Origin of the sequence: Pseudomonas cichorii, from assembly GCF_003700275.1 — a bacterium.
GTDB classification, from domain to species: Bacteria; Pseudomonadota; Gammaproteobacteria; order Pseudomonadales; family Pseudomonadaceae; genus Aquipseudomonas; species Aquipseudomonas cichorii_B.
In genome coordinates, this window is record NZ_RBRE01000085.1 from 141,232 (window position 1) to 164,251 (window position 23,020).

At 58.5% G+C, this 23,020-nt stretch carries 17 protein-coding genes and 1 pseudogene; 9 read left to right on the top strand and 9 right to left on the bottom strand.

Annotation, left to right across the window (positions count from 1 at the left end; genetic code table 11):
- Nucleotides 1–48: 48 nt before the first annotated feature.
- Together ALQ04_RS22895 and ALQ04_RS22900 are read right to left on the bottom strand one after the other, a co-directional pair.
- A complete protein-coding gene (locus ALQ04_RS22895) occupies nucleotides 49–1,221 on the bottom strand; it encodes an HlyD family secretion protein (RefSeq protein ID WP_122318002.1) in 1,173 nt (390 codons plus the stop codon).
- Complete coding sequence (locus ALQ04_RS22900) at nucleotides 1,218–2,897, bottom strand: MFS transporter (protein WP_122318003.1); 1,680 nt, start codon at nucleotides 2,895–2,897, stop codon at nucleotides 1,218–1,220. Before ALQ04_RS22900 ends, ALQ04_RS22895 begins: the two co-directional genes overlap by 4 nt.
- 192 nt (nucleotides 2,898–3,089) lie before the next feature.
- Here ALQ04_RS22900 and ALQ04_RS22905 point away from each other — a divergent pair, with 192 nt between their 5' ends.
- Together ALQ04_RS22905 and ALQ04_RS22910 are read left to right on the top strand one after the other, a co-directional pair.
- Nucleotides 3,090–4,184 (top strand): enoyl-CoA hydratase/isomerase family protein, encoded by a 1,095-nt coding sequence (locus ALQ04_RS22905; RefSeq protein ID WP_122318004.1) that lies wholly within the window; start codon nucleotides 3,090–3,092, stop codon nucleotides 4,182–4,184.
- 3 nt (nucleotides 4,185–4,187) lie between these two features.
- On the top strand, nucleotides 4,188–5,339 hold the full coding sequence (locus tag ALQ04_RS22910) for an acyl-CoA dehydrogenase family protein (protein ID WP_122318005.1): 1,152 nt from the start codon (nucleotides 4,188–4,190) through the stop codon (nucleotides 5,337–5,339).
- An 80-nt stretch (nucleotides 5,340–5,419) separates the two neighbouring features.
- Here ALQ04_RS22910 and ALQ04_RS22915 read toward each other — a convergent pair whose 3' ends face one another.
- Nucleotides 5,420–10,624: a dermonecrotic toxin domain-containing protein gene (locus ALQ04_RS22915; RefSeq protein WP_122318006.1), complete on the bottom strand. Its 5,205-nt coding sequence runs from the start codon at nucleotides 10,622–10,624 to the stop codon at nucleotides 5,420–5,422.
- Nucleotides 10,625–10,858: 234 nt separating this feature from the next.
- On the opposite strand from ALQ04_RS22915, the gene ALQ04_RS22920 reads away from it, so the two are divergent.
- Entirely contained in the window at nucleotides 10,859–11,071 is a 213-nt protein-coding gene (locus ALQ04_RS22920) for a hypothetical protein (protein WP_122318007.1), read from the top strand.
- 56 nt (nucleotides 11,072–11,127) lie between these two features.
- On the opposite strand, the gene ALQ04_RS22925 is transcribed toward ALQ04_RS22920, so the two are convergent.
- The 6 genes from ALQ04_RS22925 to ALQ04_RS22950 form a co-directional block, all read right to left on the bottom strand.
- Nucleotides 11,128–11,682, bottom strand: coding sequence for a GNAT family N-acetyltransferase (locus ALQ04_RS22925; RefSeq protein WP_122318008.1), 555 nt, complete (start codon nucleotides 11,680–11,682; stop codon nucleotides 11,128–11,130).
- A gap of 36 nt (nucleotides 11,683–11,718) precedes the next feature.
- Nucleotides 11,719–12,495: a DNA polymerase III subunit epsilon gene (dnaQ, locus tag ALQ04_RS22930; protein ID WP_122318009.1), complete on the bottom strand. Its 777-nt coding sequence runs from the start codon at nucleotides 12,493–12,495 to the stop codon at nucleotides 11,719–11,721.
- A 166-nt stretch (nucleotides 12,496–12,661) separates the two neighbouring features.
- Entirely contained in the window at nucleotides 12,662–13,558 is an 897-nt protein-coding gene (locus tag ALQ04_RS22935) for a hypothetical protein (protein WP_259645072.1), read from the bottom strand.
- 6 nt (nucleotides 13,559–13,564) lie between these two features.
- Entirely contained in the window at nucleotides 13,565–13,798 is a 234-nt protein-coding gene (locus tag ALQ04_RS22940; protein ID WP_147466626.1) for a hypothetical protein, read from the bottom strand.
- A 129-nt stretch (nucleotides 13,799–13,927) separates the two neighbouring features.
- The gene (gene rnhA / locus ALQ04_RS22945) at nucleotides 13,928–14,380 is read right to left on the bottom strand and encodes a ribonuclease HI (protein ID WP_122318011.1); all 453 of its coding nucleotides are present in this window, start codon (nucleotides 14,378–14,380) and stop codon (nucleotides 13,928–13,930) included.
- A gap of 49 nt (nucleotides 14,381–14,429) precedes the next feature.
- Nucleotides 14,430–15,188: a class I SAM-dependent methyltransferase gene (locus ALQ04_RS22950; protein WP_122318012.1), complete on the bottom strand. Its 759-nt coding sequence runs from the start codon at nucleotides 15,186–15,188 to the stop codon at nucleotides 14,430–14,432.
- Between the two features lie 81 nt (nucleotides 15,189–15,269).
- Here ALQ04_RS22950 and gloB point away from each other — a divergent pair, with 81 nt between their 5' ends.
- The 6 genes and pseudogenes from gloB to ALQ04_RS22980 form a co-directional block, all read left to right on the top strand.
- Nucleotides 15,270–16,049, top strand: coding sequence for a hydroxyacylglutathione hydrolase (gene gloB, locus ALQ04_RS22955; RefSeq protein ID WP_122318013.1), 780 nt, complete (start codon nucleotides 15,270–15,272; stop codon nucleotides 16,047–16,049).
- Nucleotides 16,050–16,147: 98 nt separating this feature from the next.
- A complete protein-coding gene (locus ALQ04_RS22960) occupies nucleotides 16,148–17,734 on the top strand; it encodes a LysM peptidoglycan-binding domain-containing protein (RefSeq protein WP_122318014.1) in 1,587 nt (528 codons plus the stop codon).
- A gap of 125 nt (nucleotides 17,735–17,859) precedes the next feature.
- Entirely contained in the window at nucleotides 17,860–19,689 is a 1,830-nt protein-coding gene (locus ALQ04_RS22965; protein ID WP_122318015.1) for an extracellular solute-binding protein, read from the top strand.
- Nucleotides 19,686–21,542: an extracellular solute-binding protein gene (locus ALQ04_RS22970; RefSeq protein WP_122318016.1), complete on the top strand. Its 1,857-nt coding sequence runs from the start codon at nucleotides 19,686–19,688 to the stop codon at nucleotides 21,540–21,542. The genes ALQ04_RS22965 and ALQ04_RS22970 overlap by 4 nt, the downstream gene beginning before the upstream one ends.
- Before the next feature lies 1 nt (nucleotide 21,543).
- Nucleotides 21,544–22,617 carry a microcin C ABC transporter permease YejB gene (locus ALQ04_RS22975; protein ID WP_122318017.1) on the top strand — a complete coding sequence of 358 codons (1,074 nt, stop codon included), beginning with the start codon at nucleotides 21,544–21,546 and terminating at the stop codon, nucleotides 22,615–22,617.
- Between the two features lies 1 nt (nucleotide 22,618).
- Nucleotides 22,619–23,020, top strand: a pseudogene (locus tag ALQ04_RS22980) (ABC transporter permease); the annotation flags it as partial.

A 23,020-nucleotide genomic window follows, 5' to 3' on the forward strand; every position in this document is an offset into this window, starting at 1 on the left:
GATTTCGCGGATCAATCTGCTCCCACAAGGTCTGCACACAGGCTTGATCTACGGCTCTGGCGGTACATCACCCCCTGATTGGGTATCGATGCGTACCACCACCGACATGCCGGGCCTCAGTCGCTCGACTTCTGGCTGGTCGGGATCGACGATGATGCGTACCGGAATCCGCTGGGAGATTTTCACGAAGTTGCCGGTGGCGTTGTCGGCGGGCAGCAGGCTGAACTCCGAGCCGGCAGCCGGCGAGATGCGCTGGACACGTCCGCTCAGGCGGCGGTTGTTCAAGGCGTCGACGGTAAAGCTCACCGACTGGCCAAGGCGTACATCGGCCATCTGGGTTTCCTTCAGGTTGGCGATGATCCACAAGCGGTTGGGCACCAGCGCCATGAGTTGCGCGCCCGAATTCACATAAGCGCCGAGGCGCACGCCAATCTGCCCCAGTTGCCCGTCGCGGGGCGCGAGGATGCGGGTATTGTCCAGGTCGATGCGGGCCAGTTCGATTGCCGCCTGCGCATTTTCCACCGACGCCTGCAACGAGTCGCGGTTAATGATCACGGTCTGCAAGTCTTCACGGGATATCTGCAACGCGGCCCGGGCTTCGGCCACCGCCGCAATGGCCTGGGCATCGGCAGCACGCGAGACGTCCAGTTCGCTGCGCGACACAGAGCCATCGGTGACCAGCGCCTGACTGCGACGCAGGTCGGCCGCGCTCTTGCTGCCCTGGGCGATGCTGCTCTGCAAGGCAGCCTGCCGCTGAACGATGGTGGCTTCGGCACTGCGCCGCTGTTGCAGGTTATTGGCCAGGGCGGCTTTCTGCACCGCCAGTTGCGCAACGGCCTGTTCCAGATTGCGCCGATAGATGCGGTCATCCAGGCGCACCAGCAGATCGCCGGTCTTGACGAACTGGAAGTCCTGCACTGGCACTTCATGCACATAGCCGTTCAACTGTGTACCAATGATGGTCGTCTGGCCGCGAATCTGGGCATTTTCAGTGCTCTGGATCGGGCTGGTGAACGGCGGCAACTCCCAGGCGTACAACACGATCAGCACGCCTGCCAGGGCAATCCCGGCAAAGATCGAGGTGGAGATGATGCGCTTGCGCCGGGAACGTGGCTCACTGGTGGGCGGCGTGGTCACCGGCGGTGGCGGCGGACTGTCGGGCGCCTGGATGCTATCGGCGTTGTCACGGGCATTGGAGCCTGGTTGAGTCGGTTCATTCATGAAGGGTTGGCGCCACGGCTGGGGACGGAAGGTGAAGTAACGGGCGAAGCAGGCGTCGATGCAATCGGTCGGGTGGTCATTTTCAGCCAGAGTACACGGGCCGAGATCCAGATCATCGTCAGTACGGCGATCACTGCAATCAACATGAATACATCGTTGTAGGCCAGGACGTTGGCCTCACGGGTCGCCAGGGTCGACAGCGAGCGAATGCCCTGGGTATTGCGCAACGCGGGGTCGGCAATCACCGAGGCGTAACTGCCTCCTGCGCTTTGCAAACGGGACTGCACCAACGGGTTGAGCAGGGTCAGGTGTTCGACGAGATGACTGGAGTGAAACTTCTCCCGCACGATCTGGAAAGTGCCCAGCGCCGCAGAGCCGATCAGCCCGCCAATGTTCTGGGTAATCCCGAACAGCACGGAAAAACTCACCATGTTGCGCGGGTTGGCGATCACGCCGCTGATCCCCAGTACCAGCGTCGGCCCGAGAAAGAAGGTGCCGCCGAATGCCAGCAGGAACTGGCTGAAGTACATGTTTGATTGCCGGGTCAGGCTGGTGGAACCGCTGTCCATCCAGGCACCGACGGCCATCATCGCCAGGGAAATCAGCAAGGGCTTGATCAGGTGCGCCGGATTGATGGTCAAGGCACTGACCGCCAACCCGGCAATGCTGCCCAAAAGCATGACCAGATACAGACTGTGAAGCTGCTCGCTGCCCATGTTCAGGGTCTGCAGAAAACCTACGGCGCCGACAGACTGTTCGGACAGCACGATACGAAACAGGATCACTGCCAGGCCAAGGCGCAGGATCGCCCCGCTGCCCAGCCAGCGGGTAATCAGCAAGGGGTTGCTGCGGTTGTGCTCAATGGCCAGCCCGGCGCAGATCAGGGCGATGGACGCGGCCGATGCAATACCGATCCAAGGCGCCTCCAGCCACCACTCAATGCGCCCCAGCGACAACACCGCACACAACAGGGCAAAGCCGGTGGCCAGCAGGCCAAAGGTCAGGAAATCGAGTTTCTCGAAAGCCTTGAAGCGGTCACCGGGTGGCAGCTTGAGCATCAGCACACAGCCCAGCGACAACAGCGCCATGCCCAGCTCGAACAGATACAGGCCACGCCACTCGGCGATCTGCAACAGGTCTTCGGACACCAGCCGTGCCAGTGGTGTGGCCAGCTGCGCCGTACCCAGCCCGAGCACCAGGGCCTTGAGTCGCCACTTCTGGGGGAAGGCCTGGATCATGTAATACAGCCCGAGGGTACTGAGCGCAGCCCCGACCATGCCGTGCGCGGCCCGCACCGCAACCGCCGACTCGATGTCATTGACGAACAGATGGGCCAGGGTCACCAGCGCATACAGCACCAGAAACAATTCGGTGAACGCACGCAAACCGAACTGCTGGCGAAACTTCACCAACAGCAGGTTCATCGACACGTTGGTCATGATGTAGGCCGCCGGCAACCAGGCGATGTCCGCCGAGGTCGCACCCAGTGCACCCTGCAAATATGGCAGGTTGGCCACTACCAGCGCGTTGCCCAGGCCACCGGTCAAGGCAACGATCACCCCCACCAGCGCGAAGGCCCAACGTCTGGCCGTCGGGTGCAACGGCGTGGACGGCGAGCCCGGCATTGTCGGTCGCTCGTGAGGCTCCCATTGGCGGGGGGCGTATTTGTCTTTCATGGATTCCTTTCTGCTTTCCCCGGTTTCAGGTGTAGGAGCCGATTTATTCGCGAAAAATCCACACCGTCGCTGGAAAATTGCAACGTCAGTCTATGCTTAAGCGCAATTTTGCTTTGCTCATCAGCGCTGCTAGGATCTGCCTCACGCTAAAAATAACAATTAAAAGAAGAGCAAACGAACAAGGAGTTCAGTATGAGTTCACAGGCTTCACCCGCTCCCTCGGCTCACAAGCCCAGCCAGAAACCGGTTCTGGTGGAGGTGCGCAACCATATCGGTCATCTCACTCTGAATCGCCCCGCCAGCCTGAACGCTATCGATCTGGACATGATCCGTACCCTGCAACGCCAGCTCGATGCATGGGCCGAAGATCCCATGATCTATGCCGTCGTCTTGCGCGGTGCTGGCAACAAGGCATTTTGTGCCGGTGGCGATATTCGTTCGCTGTATGACAGCTACAAGAGCGACAAGAGCCAGCACCAGACCTTCTTCGTCGAAGAGTATGCACTGGATCTGGCCATTCACCATTACCGCAAACCCGTGCTGGCCCTGATGGATGGCCTGGTGCTGGGCGGCGGCATGGGACTGGTGCAGGGCGCCGATCTGCGGGTGGTCACCGAGCGCAGCCGCTTGGGCATGCCGGAAGTGGCCATCGGTTATTTTCCGGATGTCGGCGGCAGTTATTTCCTGCCGCGCATACCTGGCGAACTGGGCACCTATCTGGGGGTCACCGGCGTCCAGATCGGCGCGGCCGATGCCTTGTACTGCGGCCTTGCCGACTGGTCGATGAACAGCACAATGCTGCCGCGACTGGACCACATGCTCGATCACCTGAAGTGGAAATCCACGCCCCTCAAGGATCTGCAGGGCGCCATGGCCAAGCTGGCCACCCAGCGCCTGCCGTCTCCGCCCCTGGAAGCTCTGCGGCCGGCCATCGACCACTTCTTCGGCTTGCCGGATTTACCGAGCATCATTGAACAGTTGCAGCAGGTTACGGTTGCCGATACCCATGACTGGGCATTGCAGACCGCCGGGCTGATGCTGGGCCACTCTCCGCTGGCAATGGCTGTAACCCTGGAAATGATGCGCCGCGGCCGGCACCTGTCGCTTCAGGATTGTTTCAGCATGGAACTGCATCTGGATCGTCAATGGTTCGAGCATGGCGACCTGATCGAAGGCGTACGCGCCCTGATCATCGACAAGGATAGAAACCCACAATGGAAGCCTTCCAGCGTGCAGGACTTGAATAGCGGGCATGTGGAGAGTTTCTTCAGCGGTCTGGAGGTGTGAGTCATGCACGATATCGAACTGAGCGAAGAACAGGTGATGATCCGCGACATGGCGCGCGACTTCGCCCGTAACGAGATCGCGCCCCACTCCCAGGCCTGGGAAAAGGCCGGCTGGATAGACGATGAGCTGGTCGACAAGCTCGGGGAACTGGGCCTGCTGGGCATGATCGTGCCCGAGCAATGGGGCGGCACTTATATCGATTACGTGGCCTACGCCCTGGCCGTCGAAGAAATCTCGGCGGCCGATGCAGCGACCGGCACCTTGATGAGTGTCCACAGTTCGGTAGGTTGCGGTCCGCTCCTCAATTACGGCAGTGAGGAGCAGAAGCAGACCTGGCTGGCGAAACTGGCCAGCGGCAAGGCCATAGGTTGTTTCTGCCTGACCGAACCGCATGCCGGTTCAGAAGCCCACAACCTGCGCACCCGGGCCGAGTTGCAGGGCGATCACTGGATCATCAACGGCGCCAAGCAGTTCGTCAGCAATGGCAAGCGTGCACAGTTGGCGATCGTGTTTGCCGTCACCGACCCCGAACTTGGCAAGAAAGGCCTGTCGGCCTTTCTGGTCCCTACCGACAATCCCGGTTTCGTGGTTGATCGCAGTGAACACAAGATGGGGATTCGCGCCTCCGACACTTGCGCCGTAACCCTCGATAACTGCCGGATTCCCGCCGCCAACCTGCTGGGCGAGCGCGGCAAGGGCCTGGCGATTGCCCTCTCCAATCTGGAAGGCGGACGTATCGGTATTGCCGCCCAGGCACTGGGCATCGCCCGCGCAGCATTCGAGGCCGCCCTGGCCTATGCACGCGAGCGGGTCCAGTTCGACAAGCCGATCATCGAGCATCAAAGCATTGCCAACATGCTCGCCGACATGCACACCCGCATCAATGCCGCACGCTTGCTGGTCCTGCATGCCGCACGCCTGCGCAGCGCCGGCCTGGCGTGTCTGTCCGAAGCCTCGCAGGCAAAACTGTTCGCCTCGGAAATGGCCGAGTGGGTCTGCTCCAAGGCAATACAGGTTCACGGCGGCTACGGCTATCTTGAAGACTACCCCGTCGAGCGCTATTACCGTGATGCGCGCATCACCCAGATCTACGAAGGCTCAAGTGAAATCCAGCGCCTGCTGATTGCCCGCGAGCTGAAAAATCACGCCCTTTAAGCCGATCACCGACTGTGTATGACGAAACGTTCCCCGAAGAGACAGGCTCTTCGGGGAACGTTAAAGAGGTCAGGCCTGAATCAAGGTACGGAAGCGAAATTCACCCGTCCCAGCAAGGTCGTCAGCAAGGCCACCGAATCGGCATTTTTCAGAATGATCTGACTGCGCACATGCGAGTTCGTATAAAAAACATCTCGCGCTTCCGGCAGGGTTCGTTTGCCGGTAATGCGCAATACAGCCGCCTTTGCCCCGCCATCGCTACGCTTCAGATCCCTGATCGCCCCATTCTCCATCTGCGAGAACAGTTTGCTGCGTTCGGTTCGCATGGAAAGGGATTCCTGCTGTGCGGCTATCACTTCATCCTTGATACGGTTTCTGTAGCCAATGGCTCCATCCAGAAGATCCACGAACGGCGCGTGGGAGTCGACATAGGCAATATCTTCCGTATCCAGGCACAGGTGAGAAAGCTCATGCAGCAGAATCGTGCCGCGGTAATGCGGACCAAGGTTGAACTCTCTGGTACGAAGCGCTGAAACCTTGAGTCGATAGTAAGGCAGGCGAAAGAACTTCTCGGTCAGAAACAGCCGCTTCAGGGGATCGTTGACGAATACGAATGCCGAAGAGTTCTGGTTGGCGAGCCGGTTGATGCCGACTACAAAACGGTTGGAATCATGGGGCGAAAGCGAAGGGTCCATGAGGCTACCGTACAACATGGCCAGGGTCTGTCGGACGAAAGCAATCAGGTTTCGATCCGGAGCAGGCTCTCCGAAAAACTCGGAGATGATGCGCTCGCTCCGTGGATCAATGCCTGCGACAGGATTCGCCTTGAGATTATCCAGGGCATTTTCCAGATATTTGCGAGCCTGATCATGCCCTTCCTTGATCAACTCGGCACGGTCGCGGAACACCTGGCGAATCTCGGAGATCCCCTTGGCCTCAACCACAATGTATCTGTCGATATCCAGATTGATAATCAAGCTTTGAAACCGGCTCAGCGCCACACCACCGCCCTTGAGGCCGGTAGAAAAATCCAGCTCCCATTGTTGCCGTTCATTGAGTTTGATTTTCGGGCCACGTCTATCACTGCCGACGATGACCCAACTGCCCTCACTCAACTCGACCTGATAAACCTTGCCGTCAATCGCCACATACTCCTTGAGGAGCTGTTCATCGCGGTAGGTATTGAGCAGGTTGTCCTTGTGCAAATCGCTCAAGGCCACATCCCGGACTTCAAGCTGGCGCAGACGCCCTTGCATCTCCGAGGAGAGCACATCGTTGCCCCAACGAAACGCCATCGGCGTCTCTACAAACTCCAGGATGTCTTCGGGCTCCTCGATCTGATCGGCGATATCCTCCTGAGAATTCTTGCGGGCGGCAATCGCCATGCTCAGCGCTGCCGTAAACTCCGAGGCAGCCTTGCCCCAGTGCTGATCTGCAACAGCGTGAAGCGAGGCCTGAAACAGGGTCCGGCTTTGCCAGACGCCCACCAGCGCGCCCAGCCGGCCCGGCATGAACGACAATATCTGCTCACTCAACAGGCCCAGCAGGTAATACCTGGCGGCCCGATCACTCTCGGCATTGCTCACGCTGTCTTCGAGAATGAGCATCTTGAAGGCCTCAAGCGTGCCCCGAAACAACAATTGCAGGGCGCTGCCCTGATAAGGCGTGATGCTGATCTGCACCGGTGCAGGCCGTGACCAGGGAACATCCATGGAAGACTCGGCGCTGAACGGCAGGTGCGGTTCCTGAAATCCGCCATTGTCGTAGACATGCCGTACATTTCGGTCAAGGCGACTGAGGATAAAGCTCTGCAGAGTGCTGGAGGTGTGGATATCGGCCAACAGGGCATCCCGGTCGGCATACTCCTTGATCGAAAACTCACTGTTGAGCATCGAATACAGCAGCCACGGACCTTGCTGGGGAACCTTGGGGGCGATGACATAGACACCAGTGACATTGTCCGGCGCCCACCCCGAATCGGCACGCAACAATTGCAAGGGGCTGATGATGATGTCCCGCCCCTTGAACGGTACGCGGGCGATACCGTCAGGCATGGTCATCACACTTTCGATGGCGTCATAACCCTCCAGAGTCAGGCGATTCATGAGTTTGAGCTGAAAAGCCCGTAACAGCTCATAAGAGGGTATCTGATCGATGTAATACTCTTGGCGCAGCGCATAATCATTCGCTTTTTCATCGAGCTTCTGCCCCACCATCAGGCGGTAGCTCGAGGCGACATCCAGCGAGCGAACCAGATTGCGGATGTACTTCTCCGTCAACGAAACATCGGGCACCTTCCCGCCTTCAAGCGAGACAGAAATGACACCATTCTGAGCGGCGAAGAGCCGGTCAATGGAAAAGTCGATCAGGTTTTCCCTGACCCGTGACGTGGCGGCAGGCAGCGCCTGCGGCACTTCGCCCGGCGCAGCCGGTACAGGTGTGTAATGGGTGAGGGTCACTATCACCTGTTCGGGCAGGAGTTTCTGTCCCGGAAAGTCAGCTTCCAGCCTCTCGGCCAACTGTTGCCGGGCATAGTCGCTAAGATCGGGAACATCAAACAGGAAATCCTTGCGCGGATCATGGATGGCATAGAAACGCTGCCATATTTCCAGCAGGGTTATCTGGTCATCAGTGGAGGCATCCTTGATCCACTTGGAAAGCAGCTCATCGCCCTGCATCATTTGCAATATGACGCCCAGCCGCCCCACGATCAGGCGTTTGTTGTCTTCACGCTCCGTCACGTCCAGAGCATTGCCAAACTGCTCGGGCTCAAGCGACCAGGTACGCGCTCGCTGGTACATGCCGATGCATTTCTGGCGCAGGCGTTCACTTTCGCCACTTTCCAGCACCTGGGTGAAGTGATAGTCGACGCGCTCCAGCTGCAGTACAACCCTGGGTGCCTCACGCGCTTCACAATAACGACGAACCCTGATTTGATCCGGCTCGCTCATCAGATCCAGCACATAGTTGCGATGGTCGATGCGCCCGAGCCAGTCATTGATCAGGACCTCCATATCCTGGCTGGAATCGAATACTCTCGCCCCGATATGCAGGGCCCACATAAGGTATTGAGGGCGGGGAGACGAATCACACAACGCAAACGTATTGGTCAGGGGAATACTCTGCAATTCGCCTTCAAGCCTGAGCGAAAGGGTATGAACGTCGACACAGCGATTTCCGAATACTTCCCGCAATCGACGCACAGGCCTGTCCAGCACCTGTTGCAACATGTCCAGAGCCTCCGAATCGAGATTGTTGCGACGGCGCTCCATGTTCAACTCAAGACGCAGCGCCCGCTCACGCACGAATTCCGACAGTAAGCCGGGGTAAATCCGGGTATCGAGCAACCTCACGGGGCGGTAGTAAAAGCGGGTGAGCTGCAAATCATACAAGGCAGCAAAATCGCGTAGCACCAGGGCGGTCACTTGTTCGAGCAGGTGAACCGGCAATAGACTGACCGTGCCTGAAACAGCTTCAACCGATGAATCATTCAGTACCCGGCCATCGGGCCAGGCACGTGAATCGGCCTTGACGAGCTTTTCAAGCACCAGGGAAAGCAGGTTTCTGGCCCCCTTGCCGGAAACATGTACCCATAATCTGCGGGCATCGAGGTCAGGATTGTCGGCAATGGCCAGATAGCGGTTCAGGGCATGACGTATGCAACTGGCCAGACCGCCGTGCAACTGTCCCAGAAAACGGACCAGATCATCCATTTCATGCAGTTGTTCGCCCCATGATGCCAGACCGTCACTGTCGAACATTCTGTCGACGAACAGGCCTTGTGGAATCCTGCTCAGGCCCAGGCTCTGCTCCTGGGCAGAAACAGCAGGACGCCAGCGTCCCGAGTCGTGAAGGTTGTACAGCCGATTATCCAGCAGACCACGAATATCCAGGGCATCGTCAATCTGGACGCTGGCCAGACGATGGGAAGCTGAAGGCAAGCCCAGGACATAAGCCAGGTTTCGCTTCTGCAGGGCAATGATCGAACCGACATGCTCGACAAACAGCGAGTGCTCGATGATATCCAGCTTTATCTGTAAACGGCCTGGCTCACTCAATAAGCCATGATCGTTCAAGGAGGAGCAATACAGAAGTTCGGCACGTCCCTCTGGCGTGGCGAAATGTTCGGCGACTGCTTGCTCACTGGCAAAGCGACGAAACCCTTTCATCACCGAAAACATGTAGAAGCCAGGCAATGAGCCGGCGATGAACCTGACCAGCAGAATCCCGACCAGCTTGACCGGACCAAGCCCATCGACACTGACCGCAATCCTGTGCACCCGCACCCACTGCCTGTCAGGAGGGGCGCTGGGCGATGGCAACAGGGTTCGCAACCGACGGCACTCGAACGCAGTCAAGGTCCCGTTCTCCTGGGCCAACACCAGTTTCTGACGATAGGCTTCGGCCAGCGCGTAGCCTGCGAACGCCTTCATCGTCCAGCCGTCTTCCTGCACGCGCTCCCAGTAATCGGCAAGCTGCTTTTCATAAGCCGCCGGTAGCGTTTGTATGCTTTGGGTCAGGGCCTGGACGTAAGGCAGAGCCTGCTGCGCAGAAAGCACCTGGCCATCGGGCGCCAGGAAACGCCGCTCCAGCGTCGAGGGCTTCTCCATAGCGTCGTACTCGCTCAACACCGCACCCGCAAGATACTGCACATCCAGAACAGGCGAATCTATCGGGCTGTTGGGCGACGGAGCAGAGACATCGATGGTCTGCACCATGTCCCTGAACACATTGACGGGGGAGTCAGGCAGTTGCGTGCGCAGGTTCTCCTGCAATGAGTGCACAAGCACACTCTGCAAGGCAGGTAATTGATACAGGCGATCGGACAAGACCGCCAGATGCTCCATCTGATGCTGAAGAATCGTCGTCATCTGCTGCTCGAACAAGGGACCTTCGATCAACTCGACATCCAGTTGCAGCGGCAGATGTTCGCTGCGGGCATAACGCTGATTCAACAGTTGCAGCAAGGTGATGCGGCTCTCGAAACGCTCAATGCCAAACAACAGCGTGCTTAGAAAGACCGGGCCATCGACATTCACCGGGTCACTGAACATCAATGCCGAGGCCAGCTCGGCGTGAAGCGAAGAGCCGTCGTCCATGACCAGCCTGTCGACCCTGGGCAACGGCTGGGTGTTCTCGATCTCGTTCGAGGTCTCGACCAGGCGTTTAAGCCATTGGCACTCATGAATACTGATCAGACTGTCGCTGACAGCTTCATTCAGGCTCTGGGCGAAGCGGCGCTTGAGCGACTCGCTGTAGAAATACGGGGCAGTTGATGCAGGCATAAGCCATTTTCCTCTTGTGATAATTCCCCACTGCAAGGGCTTGAAACAGGGAATGAAGGAAAACGAGCTTATCGATGAGCCGGTCGGCGACTGCCATATATATGGCAATGCTTTACCGCTGCGTCAGATTCATGACTATTTTTTCGCGAGCGGAAAACTCACTGTTTAATCAGCGGTCTACAGGGCTGCATTCACCAATGCAAAATCAGTGGTTTTTCAGAGGTTACAAAGCAAATGGCTTCAGTTCTCGTCGGACAGTTTCATGCAAGAGATGCGGATGGCCGTATCTATCCGGTGCATGAATTCCAGGAATCACAGCCAGATGAGGCTAACGGCAAGGAGCCAGTAATCACTTATCGCCTGGCAATCGGCGACCGGGTCAACCATTTGGGCGGGGATGATTTTGAGCTGGTGCAGACAGGCGTGAAGATGACCCGTATCCCGTAAATCAAAACCGTTTGTGGGAGGGGCTGCCCGCGACGGGAGCCAGATGATGATCTGGCTTATTCGGGAAAGATCAGATACCAGAAAATCGCTGTTTCACGGGTCTGCGGATCAATGCTGCGGTAACGCATGTGATCGAAACCGCCCACCACATAGCCGCATCGTTCATACAACCGGCAGGCTGCCAGGTTATTGTTCTGGGTTTCGAGCATGATCCCCGGCAGCTTGCGCTGTCGGCTCCAGAACTGCGCGACATCCAGCAATGAACGGGCAACCCCGCTACGCCGTGCCGACTCGTCTACCGCCAGTTCATCGATATGGGCAAAGCCGTTCCAGTGGGTACTGAGCACCACATGCCCGACTGCCTGCTCGCCCTGCCAGGCGACCAGCACCGTACTGTCGGCGGCGTCACGGTAGTCACAGAACTCCTGTGAATCGATGCCGTAGTTCTTGAGGTAAGGCTCTACGGCATCGACCTCCCAGGATTCGACACTCTGCCCCACGACAACCCGGGCATAGCCGCGCACCATGAAGGTGAATTCGCTGTTGAGGATATAGTCCTCGAAGCATTCGTCTGCGACACGAATGCTCAGGGATGGATTCGCTACAGTCATCTCAGCACTGCCTTTGGGGGGCAAACCGTTGCCCGATCAGGACGAGGCCTGAGCCTTGGCTTCCTGCAACTGAGTCCACAACGCAGGTGCTCCGGCTGCCTTGGCGATGATCGCCAGACGCGCTTCGTGCTCGGCCAGCTCGCTTTCGGTTGCGCGAATGATGCGCGATGGCTCGCGACCGGACAGGCGACGGATCTCACTGCCACGATTGGCGCTACCGCCTCCCGAGCCATCGCCATCGCTGGCATTGCCAGCCAGGGAAAGACTGGTCTGCCCACCGGTCATGGCCAGATAGACGTCGGCCAGAATCTCGGAGTCGAGCAACGCGCCGTGCAGCTCACGACCCGAGTTGTCCACGCCATAGCGCTTGCACAAGGCATCGAGGCTGTTGCGCTGGCCTGGATGACGCTCACGCGCCATCAACAGCGTATCGAGTACCGAACAATGCTGGGTGATATCGGTTTTGTCGTGCGCGCCCATCAAGGCGAATTCGTTGTTGATGAAACCAACGTCGAACGCCGCGTTATGGATGATCAGCCGCGCGCCCTTGATGAACTCGAAGAATTCATCGGCGACTTCGGCAAAGCGTGGCTTGCCGACCAGGAATTCGTTGGTGATACCGTGAACGCCAATCGCACCTTCATCACTCTCGCGATCCGGTTGCAGATAGACGTGAAAATGCCGCCCGGTCAGGCGGCGGCCGATCAACTCGACGCAACCGATCTCGATGATGCGGTGACCGTCGGTGACAGGCATACCGGTGGTTTCGGTATCGAGTACTACGGATCTGTTATCTGTGTTTTGCAATGACATTGACTGTTGCCTCTTGTCCAGGCGCAAATCTTAGCATGCTGGGCAGGATTACAACTGTGCTTGCCCTGCCGGGGCTCTGCGAACCAGCCTTCAAATGTGCTGAATACGTATTGACTACATGAGCAGCAGCTTATTTCCTCGGGGTGAAACCAACCAGGGCAGAGGACTAGCGTGGATCGCAGACAACACCATCCAGATGGCTCACATGGATCGCACCGGGAGTATATTGCTTGTAATGTTCGATCTTCCTTCCCCGGATACACGCAACAGCCTGCACCAATCTTGGATGTCCGATCTCGATATAGTTTCCCGGAAATCCCGTGGGATCATTTGGAATAGCCTTGAGCACATCGATGCCATGCTCAATATAAAGACGGCGTCCCTGACGGCACGTGGCATATTTCCTGATTCGGCGAATGTGTGGAGCTACGGCTCTATACCCTTCATGCCCCAGTATCTCCAAGAGATAATAATACGTGGCGCGAATCGCCGTTCTTACCCTCACCGCCTCGCGTTTGCGATCGGATTGCCAGTAGGCAAACAGGTTTGCCACACGCGACTTGATGCATGTGATCGGATCAATCACCGCAACTTCCACCCCGTCGACATCTACAACCGCGAGATACTTGAAGATCTCACGATTTGAAATTCCTGCTACGCCTTCCGCGCCGAGTATATCAACCACTACCTCTTTGTCGTCCGGCCCCCAATCGATATACGCAACAGCAAGGTTAGGCGTGTGATCATCAATGGAAGCCTTCTTGAACTCTATGCCCAACTGCTTTGCGCAATAATCAATCGAGGCCGGATTGCCAATGAAATCGAGATCATCACTGGCGACGAATGCCACATCCTCACCAGTCATTTCATCAATGAGGTATTGCCTTGCCCAAAGTGTGAGCGACTGTCCGCCAACAATGACCAGACCATAGTCGGTCACAGCTTTTTCCAAGGAGGGTCGATAGACGCGCCGGATCAAATCCAGCAGAAAGGCAAACAGCCTTGAACGCTCTAATACGTCGAAAGGGGGCGTGCCTTCAACTGGCACCAAGGTAGAGGACACTGATAATCAATTAGTGGCAGCAGTAAACCGTCGCGGGCGGGCAATATTTCCCGAGCCACGCAACACCGCTTTTATCATGTTGCCGGCGTTTTCAAGCGACTGCTCATCGGCTGCATAAACAGCGCTAACCTGCCGGTCACGAGCCTCGCTCTTGAGGCTCATGATTTCTGCATAGCTAAGGTTTTGTGCGCGCTGACCGTTCATAATGGCAAAAAGCTCAAAAATGAAATAGGAACTCACTGTTGCAGCTAGGCTATCACAACGAAAAAGCACTACCTAGCCATGACATTTAGCCATTAAAGACCTTTCGTCGACGCCTTTGTCCACATGGCACACTCCCCGATGAATCATTCAACTCATCGGCAGGCGTTAACCATGCTTGATCCCGCGGACCTCATCCACGCCCCGGTTGGCCAACTGGTCGGCCCGCTCGTTGCCAGGATGGCCGATATGGCCACGTACCCATTGCCACTTCACGGTATGGCGGCTGACCTGTTCGTCCAGCTGTTGCCAGAGGTCGGCATTCTTGACCGGCTCCTTGGCTGCTGTCTTCCAGCCGCGTTTCTTCCAGTTGGTCATCCACTCGGTGATGCCCTTCATGACGTATTGCGAGTCGGTCACCAGGGTCACTTCGCAGGGACGCTTGAGTTCTTCCAGGCCGCGAATGGCGCCGGTCAGTTCCATGCGGTTGTTGGTGGTATTGGCCTCGCCGCCCCACAATTCCTTTTCGACCCCCTTGTAAACGAGCAGTGCGCCCCAGCCGCCCGGGCCAGGATTGCCCTTGCAGGCACCATCAGTGAAGAGTTCAACGCTTTCGCTCATTACAACCGTTCCAGAATCAAGGGACTTGTTTGGGCGACAGGCCCGGCTCTCAGGGCTCCAGGGTGTTCCTGTTGACCTTGGCCATCGGCAGCGGGATCAGCTTGCCCATCGGCTCGCGACGAACCTGACGCAAAGGCCGCAGGCCCACCACCAGTTTGCGGGCAACCAATAGATAGAAGCCGCCACCGGGGCTTTGCCGACCCTCGCCAAGACTTTCCAGTCCTGCCAGGCGTGCCTGCCATGCCGTAGATGAAAGAGGTGGACGATAGCATCCGAAGCGTCGCTTCTCCAGCGCGAAGCCCAGCAGGTTCAGCCAGTCGGCGACCCGGGACGGTGAAATGCAGCGTGCCTTGCGCAAGGCATCGCGAGCGAAGAAATGCCGAAAACCCCAGGTACTCCAGGGGTTGATACCGATAATAAGGAGGTGCCCGCCCGGCCTGACGCTGCTGGCGGCCTCGCGCAGCAGACCATGGGGCGAGAGGCAGAAATCCAGACCATGCTGCAGGACCACCACATCGGCGGCGTGCTCGCTCAATGGCCAGGCTTCCTCTTCACAGACGATCTCAACGCCGGGCAAGGGTGCGCCGAGCCGGACATTGCGCTGCACCTGCGGCGCAACCGGCGGGTTTTCGGCAGACGGTCCGTAATGCACAAGATAGCCACCGAAGTAGCGCCCCAGTTCGTCTTCGAGAACCCGGCGTTCCTCTTCGAGCAGGAGTTGCCCCAACGGCCCGGACAGCCATGCGCGGGCGGCCTGGATCAAGGCCAGCCATTCAGGATCGGCCTGGGCGAACGCTTCATCGGTCATATACGGTCTCCTTCGAGTGTTCGCTTGCAACCAGATCACGGACTAAGATGACTCATTGTTTACTGCTATGCGAACTTCGAGATGATACAGGTCCACCCTCTTCCCGCTTTCAACGACAACTACATCTGGTTGTTACAAGACCTTTCCAGCCAGCGCTGTGCCGTGGTCGATCCGGGCGATGCCGCGCCGGTACTCGCCTGGCTGGAGCAGAACCCCGGCTGGCAACTGACCGACATCCTGATTACCCACCATCACCCCGACCATGTCGGTGGCGTGGTCCAGCTCAAGCAGGCCAGCGGTGCCAGAGTGCTCGGTCCGGCCACGGAAAACATCCCGGCCCGGGATATCGCGCTGGTGGACAACGACAGGGTATCCGTTCTGGGTCTGGATTTCGCGATCCATGCGGTACCGGGCCACACCCTGGGTCATATAGCCTTCTATCATCATGACTCCCGGGCTCCCCTGCTGTTCAGTGGTGACACTCTGTTCGCAGCGGGCTGCGGGCGTCTGTTTGAAGGTACGCCGCAACAGATGCACGAATCCCTGAGCCGTCTGGCCGCCATGCCCGACAGTACGCTGATCTACTGCGCCCATGAGTACACCCTGAGCAACCTGCGTTTCGCCCAGGCGGTGGAGCCCGATAACCGGGATATCGCCGAACGCCTTGCTCAAGTCAGTCAGTGGCGCAGCGAAAATCGCATCAGCCTGCCTTCAAATCTAGCTCTGGAAAGACGCACCAACCCCTTTCTAAGGGTCGAGGAAACATCTGTTAAAGAAAAAGCGGACGAACGGAGCGGCCGTGAAAACCGCTTGCCGAGCGAGGTTTTTGCTAGCTTGAGGGCTTGGAAAGATACGTTCTAAAGCCCGTAAAATCGGCACGAAAATTCTGAAAGGTTGACCGTTGGGGGGACGCTTTCTAGAATCGCCCGACATTTTCGCCTGGAAGTCCCCCCCAGCCAATGTCGTCATTTACACAAAAACACCTTAATTCGGACGCATTGACTCGGCTGGCTCAAGCCGTGGCCGTCGCTGTGAGCGCATTACTGGCAGGCTGCCAGACCACAAATCATGTGGAGCCCAGCAGCACTTACCGCTCGCCCAACCTGGCCACCGGTATCAAGCAGAAACCGATCTTCATCACCCAGAAGCCAAACGCGGCAGCTGCGCCCCAGGACATGTGGGAACGTATGCGCCAGGGCTTCCAGTTGCAACAGAACAACGATCAGAACCCGAGAATCGATCAGCAGCGCCTGTGGTTCGCCAACAACCCGTCCTTTCTGGAAAATGCGGGTGAGCGCGGCAGCCTGTACATGCACTACATCGTAGAGCGCCTCGAAGAGCGCAACATGCCGCTCGAACTGGCCCTGCTGCCGGTCATCGAAAGCGCCTACAACCCGATGGCCATCTCGCGCAGCCAGGCCGTCGGCCTGTGGCAGTTCATCCCGTCCACGGGGCGCTACTTCAACCTGCGCCAGACCAGCTTCTATGACGGGCGCCGCGATATCCAGGCGTCCACTGTGGCAGCCATGGATTACCTGACCCGCCTGCATGACATGTTCAACGGTGACTGGCTGCTGGCCCTGGCGGCCTACAATGCCGGCGAAGGCACGGTCAGCCGCGCCATCGAGCGCAACGAAAAGCTCGGCCTGCCCACCGATTACTGGAACCTGCCACTGCCTCAGGAAACCCGCGACTACGTGCCCAAGCTGCTGGCCCTGTCACAGGTCGTACTGTCGCCGGATGCCTATGGCGTCAACCTGAACCCGATTGCCAACGAGCCCTACTTTGAAGTCGTCGAACTCAACAAGCGCGTCGACCTGTCCAAGGTCGCGAGCCTGGCCAATATCGACGAAGACGAACTCATTCAGCTCAACCCGGCCTTCAAGAAGCGCCTGACCATCGACGGTCCCCAGCATCTGCTGGTGCCGACCTCCAAGGCGCAGCTGTTGACCGCCAGCCTGTCGGCCATGAAGCCGGAAGAGCTGACTGCCTGGCAGCCTTACCGCGTGCGCCGTGGCGATACGCTGGAAAGCATTGCCAGCCGCTATCAGGTGACGGTCAGCGCCCTCAAGAGCAACAACAATCTGGATGGCAACCGGCTCAGGGCGGGTCAATCCCTGAGCGTACCGCTGCAACCGGGCATGAAGTCTTCGCAACCGGTGTTCGAGGCGCTGGCCAGCAATGACAAGCCGGTTTCCGGTCGCAGCTACAAGGTCAGGAATGGCGACAACCTGACGACCATTGCCCAGGCGCACAAGGTTGATGTCGAAGAGTTGCAGCGCTGGAACAAGCTTTCCGGCAACAAGCTCAAGATCGGCCAGACGCTGATCGTGCAGGCTGCCAGGGCGGGCAAGACCGCCACGGCCAGTGCTGACGCTGATACCAGCGACAGAAAATCCATGCAGTACAAGATCCAGAAAGGCGACTCGATGTATCTGGTCGCCAAGCGCTTCAACGTCGAGATGAAGCACCTCAAGCGCTGGAATCCGCGCACCGGTCAGGCCCTCAAACCCGGCCAGACCCTGACTGTCTACCTGCCTCATTGATGGCGTCGGCCACTTGCCCTGTTCAATCTCGGGGCACGTGGCCAGCTCTTGCAGTGCCTGCGGTCTTTTTCCTGCCCGGACAAGCTGTTACTGTTAGCGACCCAAAAGCCCAAGCCGTCTGGATCGTGATACGTCCCTTCCTGCTGTTCATCTGTCTGGTCTTGAGCTTCTGTGCCAACGCCGCCATCAGCGAAAGCCATGGCTATGCGCAATTTGGTGTTCTCAAGTACCCGACCAGCTTCACTCATTTCGACTGGGTCAATCCCGAGGCGCCGAAGAGCGGCACCCTGCGAATGATGGCCTTCGGCACGTTCGATACCCTCAATCCTTACACGTTCAAGGGCACCAGCCCGGTTTCGACCGGCAACTTCCTGCAATACGGCGTCAACGAGCTGAACGAACCGCTGATGGTCGGCACCGGCCAGTACGACCCGTCCGGCGATGAGCCGACCTCCAGTTACGGCCTGATTGCACAGTCGGTGGAGTTCAGCGAAGACCGCAGCTGGGTGGTGTTCAACCTGCGACCGCAGGCGCGCTTTCATGATGGCAAGCCGATCACCGCCTATGACGTTGCCTTTTCCTACCGCACGCTGCTCAAGGATGGACATCCGCAATACCGCACCGCCCTGCAGGAAGTGCAGCGGGTCGACATTCTCAATCGCCACCGCATCCGCTTTGTCTTCAAGCGCTCCGGCAACCCTCTGCTGATCCTGCGCCTGGGTGAGCTGGCGGTGCTGCCACAGCATTACTGGAAAGACCGCGACTTCAAGGCCACGACCTTCGAGCCGCCACTGGGCAGCGGCCCTTATCGCATTACCCGCGTGCAACCGGGGCGCCAACTGGTCTTCGAGCGCGTCAAGGATTACTGGGGCAAGGACCTGCCGGTCAATCGCGGCAAATACAACTTCGATCGCGTCGAAGTGGAGTTCTACCGCGACAGCGACGTGGCTTTCGAGGCCTTCAAGGCCGGCGAATTCGACATCTATATAGAACACCAGGCCAAGAACTGGGCCAACGGCTACAACTTCCCGGCAGTTGCCAACGGCCAGGTCATCAAGGCGCAGATCCCGCACAAGATCCCGACCCAGACCCAGGGCCTGTTCATGAACACCCGGCGCGGCAATTTTGCCGATATCCGGGTGCGTGAGGCGCTGGGGCTGATGTTCAATTTCGAGTGGACCAACCGCACCCTGTTCAGTGATGCCTATGATCGGTCCACCAGTTACTACCCCAATAGCGAGTTTTCCGCGACGGGCCTGCCCAGCGACCGTGAGCTGGAGCTTCTGGAACCCTACCGCGACCTGTTGCCGGCCAGCCTGTTCGACGAGCCGTTCAGCCCGTCGAAGACCGATGCCCGCGGCATCCCCCGGGAAACCCTGCGCAAGGCGCTGGGCCTGCTGGCCAAGGCGGGCTGGAAGCTATCGGAACAAGGCCTGCTGAATGCCGACAAACAGCCGCTGCGGTTCGAGATCCTGCTGGTCAATCCCAACCTCGAACGGATCCTGCAGCCCTATATAGAAGACCTGCGGCGTATCGGCATCGAAGCCAGCCTGCGCACCGTGGATCGTGCCCAGTACAAACAGCGGCTGGATCATTTCGACTTCGACATGATCCTCATGACCCTGCAACAGACACTCAGCCCGGGCCTTGAGCAATGGCAGTATTTCCATTCCAGCCAGGCCGCGATCAATGGCAGCAAGAATTACGCCGGCGTCGCCAACCCGGTGGTCGACGGCCTGCTCAATAAACTGCTGGCCGCCCAGACCCATGACGAACAGGTCGCGACCGCCCGCGCCCTCGATCGCGTGCTGCTGTCACAGCATTACAGCATCCCGAACTGGTACCTGAACAATCATCGCCTGGCCTATCGCAATCGATTCGCCATGGTCACCACCCCGCCCTACACCATGGGGCTGCGTGCGTGGTGGCTCAAGACTCCGGAGAAGACCCGATGACCCCGTTGCGCTCCCTGTTCATGCAGGCTGGTGGCCTGTTGCTCGCCGGTATCGTGTGCACTGCCCAGGCGGCTCCCCAGCACGCCTTGACGCTGTATGACGAGGCCCCGAAATACCCGGCCAACTTCAAGCATTTCGATTACGTGAACCCCGACGCGCCCAAAGGCGGGATTTTCCGCCAGGCCGGCTTCGGCAGTTTCGACAGCCTCAACCCGTTCATCAACAAGGGCGTGGCCGCCGACGATATCAGTCTGATCTACGACACCCTGACCGGTCGTAGCCTGGATGAACCGTTCACCGAGTACGGGCTGATCGCCGGCAAGATCGAAAAATCCCCGGACAATGACTGGGTACGCTTCTACCTGCGACCCGAAGCGCGCTTCCACGATGGCCATCCGATACGCGCCGAAGATGTGGTGTTCAGTTTCGAGACCCTGATGAAACATGGCTCGCCCATGTACCGTGGTTACTACGCCGACGTCGATCAGGTGATTGCCGAAGATCCGCTGCGCGTGCTGTTCAAGTTCAAGCACAAGAACAACCGTGAAATGCCGTTGATCATTGGCCAGTTGCCAGTCCTGCCCAAGCATTTCTGGGCAACCCGGGACTTCAGCAAAAGCAATCTGGACGTGCCACTGGGCAGCGGCCCCTACAAGGTGGCCGAGGTCAAGGCCGGGCGCTCGGTGCGTTATGAGCGGGTCAAGGATTATTGGGCCAAAGACTTGCCGATCAACAAGGGCTTCTACAACTTCGATGTACTGGCCACCGATTACTACCGCGACAACACCGTGGCACTGGAAGCCGGCAAGGCCGGTCAGTTCGATTACTGGCTGGAAACCAGTGCCAAGAACTGGGCCACCGCCTACAACACTCCGGCAGTGCGGGACGGTCGCCTGATCAAGGAGGAGCTGCCCAACGGCAACCCGACGGGTATGCAGGGCTTTGTGTTCAACCTGCGCAAACCGGTGTTCCAGGACGTGCGGGTACGCGAAGCGCTGTCGCTGCTGCTGGATTTCGAGTGGACCAACAAGCAACTGTTCAACGGTGCCTATAGCCGTACCAAAAGCTACTTCGACAACTCCGAAATGGGCTCGACCGGCCTGCCTTCGGCGCAAGAACTGGCGATCCTGGAGCCGTTGCGCGGCAAGATCCCGGACCGGGTCTTCAGCGAGGAATTCAAACTGCCGGTCAACGATGGCAGCGGCATGATCCGCCCGCAGTTGCGCCGGGCATTTCAGCTCCTGCAGGAAGCGGGCTGGAAGATCGTCAACGACAAGATGGTGGACACTCAGGGCAACCCGGTGAAACTGGAGTTCCTGCTGGCCCAGACCGAGTTCGAGCGGGTCCTGCTGCCCTACAAGCGCAACCTGAACGACCTGGGCATCGAGCTGAACATTCGCCGTGTGGACGTCTCGGAGTACATCAATCGCCTGCGCTCGCGGGACTACGAGATGATTGTCAGCAGCTACCCGCAGTCCAGTTCGCCGGGCAACGAGCAGCGCATCTACTTCCACTCCTCCAGCGCCGACAACCCTGGCAGCCGCAACGTCATGGGCCTCAAGGACCCGGCCGTCGATACGCTGGTGGACGGCCTGATCAATGCCGACTCGCGTCAGAACCTGATCACCCATACCAAGGCCATGGACCGCGTTCTGCTGTGGGGCTTCTATGTGGTGCCCAACTGGCATATCAAGACCTGGCGCGTGGCCTACTGGGACCACATCGAGCATCCCAAGGCTCCACCACTGTCTGACATCGGCATCATGACCTGGTGGGCGAAACCGGACGCAAAACCGGCAGTTCCCGTGCAGCCTGCCAACGGGCAGCCTGAACCTGCGAGCACGGAGCAATAACATGCTGGCTTATATTTTCCGGCGCCTGCTGCTGATTATTCCGACCTTGTTCGGCATCCTGATCATCAACTTCATCATCATCCAGGCCGCGCCGGGCGGACCGGTGGAGCAGATGATCGCCAAGATCGAAGGCTTCGATGGCGCCACCAGCCGCATCGCCGGCGGTGGTTCGGAAGTCTCGGTGGCCGGCTCCAACTATCGCGGTGCCCAGGGCCTGGACCCGGCGCTGATCAAGGAAATCGAGCGCATGTACGGCTTCGACAAGTCGGCACCGGAACGCTTGTGGATCATGATCAAGAACTACGCGCAGCTGGATTTCGGCAACAGCTTCTTTCGCGACGCGCAAGTGATCGACCTGATTGTCGAGAAGATGCCGGTGTCCATATCCCTCGGGTTATGGAGCACCCTGATCATGTACCTGGTATCGATCCCGCTGGGCATCGCCAAGGCCACCCGGCATGGCAGTCAGTTCGATGTCTGGACCAGTTCGGCAATCATCGTCGGTTATGCCATCCCGGCTTTCCTGTTTGCCATTCTGCTGATCGTGGTGTTTGCCGGTGGCAGCTATTTCAACTGGTTCCCGCTGCGTGGCCTGACCTCCAACGGCTTCGACGAGATGAGCACGCTCGGCAAGATCGGCGATTATTTCTGGCATCTGGTGCTGCCGGTCACGGCGCTGGTGATCGGCAACTTCGCCACCATGACCCTGCTGACCAAGAACAGCTTTCTCGACGAGATCAGCAAGCAGTACGTGGTGACCGCCAAGGCCAAGGGCCTGAGCAATAACCGTGTGCTGTACGGCCATGTGTTCCGCAATGCCATGCTGCTGGTGATCGCCGGTTTCCCGTCAGCCTTCATGGGAATCTTCTTTACCGGCTCGCTGCTGGTGGAGGTGATCTTCTCTCTCGACGGCCTGGGCCTGATGAGCTTCGAGGCGGCCATCAACCGTGACTATCCGGTGGTGTTCGGCACCCTGTTCATCTTCACCCTGCTGGGGCTGCTGGTGAAATTGATCGGCGACCTCACCTACACCCTCGTGGATCCGCGCATCGACTTTGAAAGCAGGAAGCATTGATATGAAGCTGTCTCCTCTCAATCGCCGCCGCTTCGAGCGTTTCAAGGCCAACAGGCGTGGCTGGTGGTCGCTGTGGCTGTTCCTCATCCTGTTCGGCCTGAGCATGGGCGCCGAACTGATCGCCAACGACAAGCCTCTGGCCGTGCGCTATGACGGCGAATGGTTCTTCCCGGTCGTCAAGCGTTACCCGGAAACCACATTTGGCGGCGAATTCCCGCTGGAAGCCAACTACAAGAGCCCGTACATCAAGGAACTGCTGGCGCAAAAGGACGGCTGGACCCTGTGGGCGCCGATTCCGTTCAGCTACCAGAGCATCAACTACGACCTGAAAGTCCCCGCCCCCGCCCCACCCTCGCGCGAGAACCTGCTGGGGACCGACGACCAGGGCCGTGATGTGCTGGCC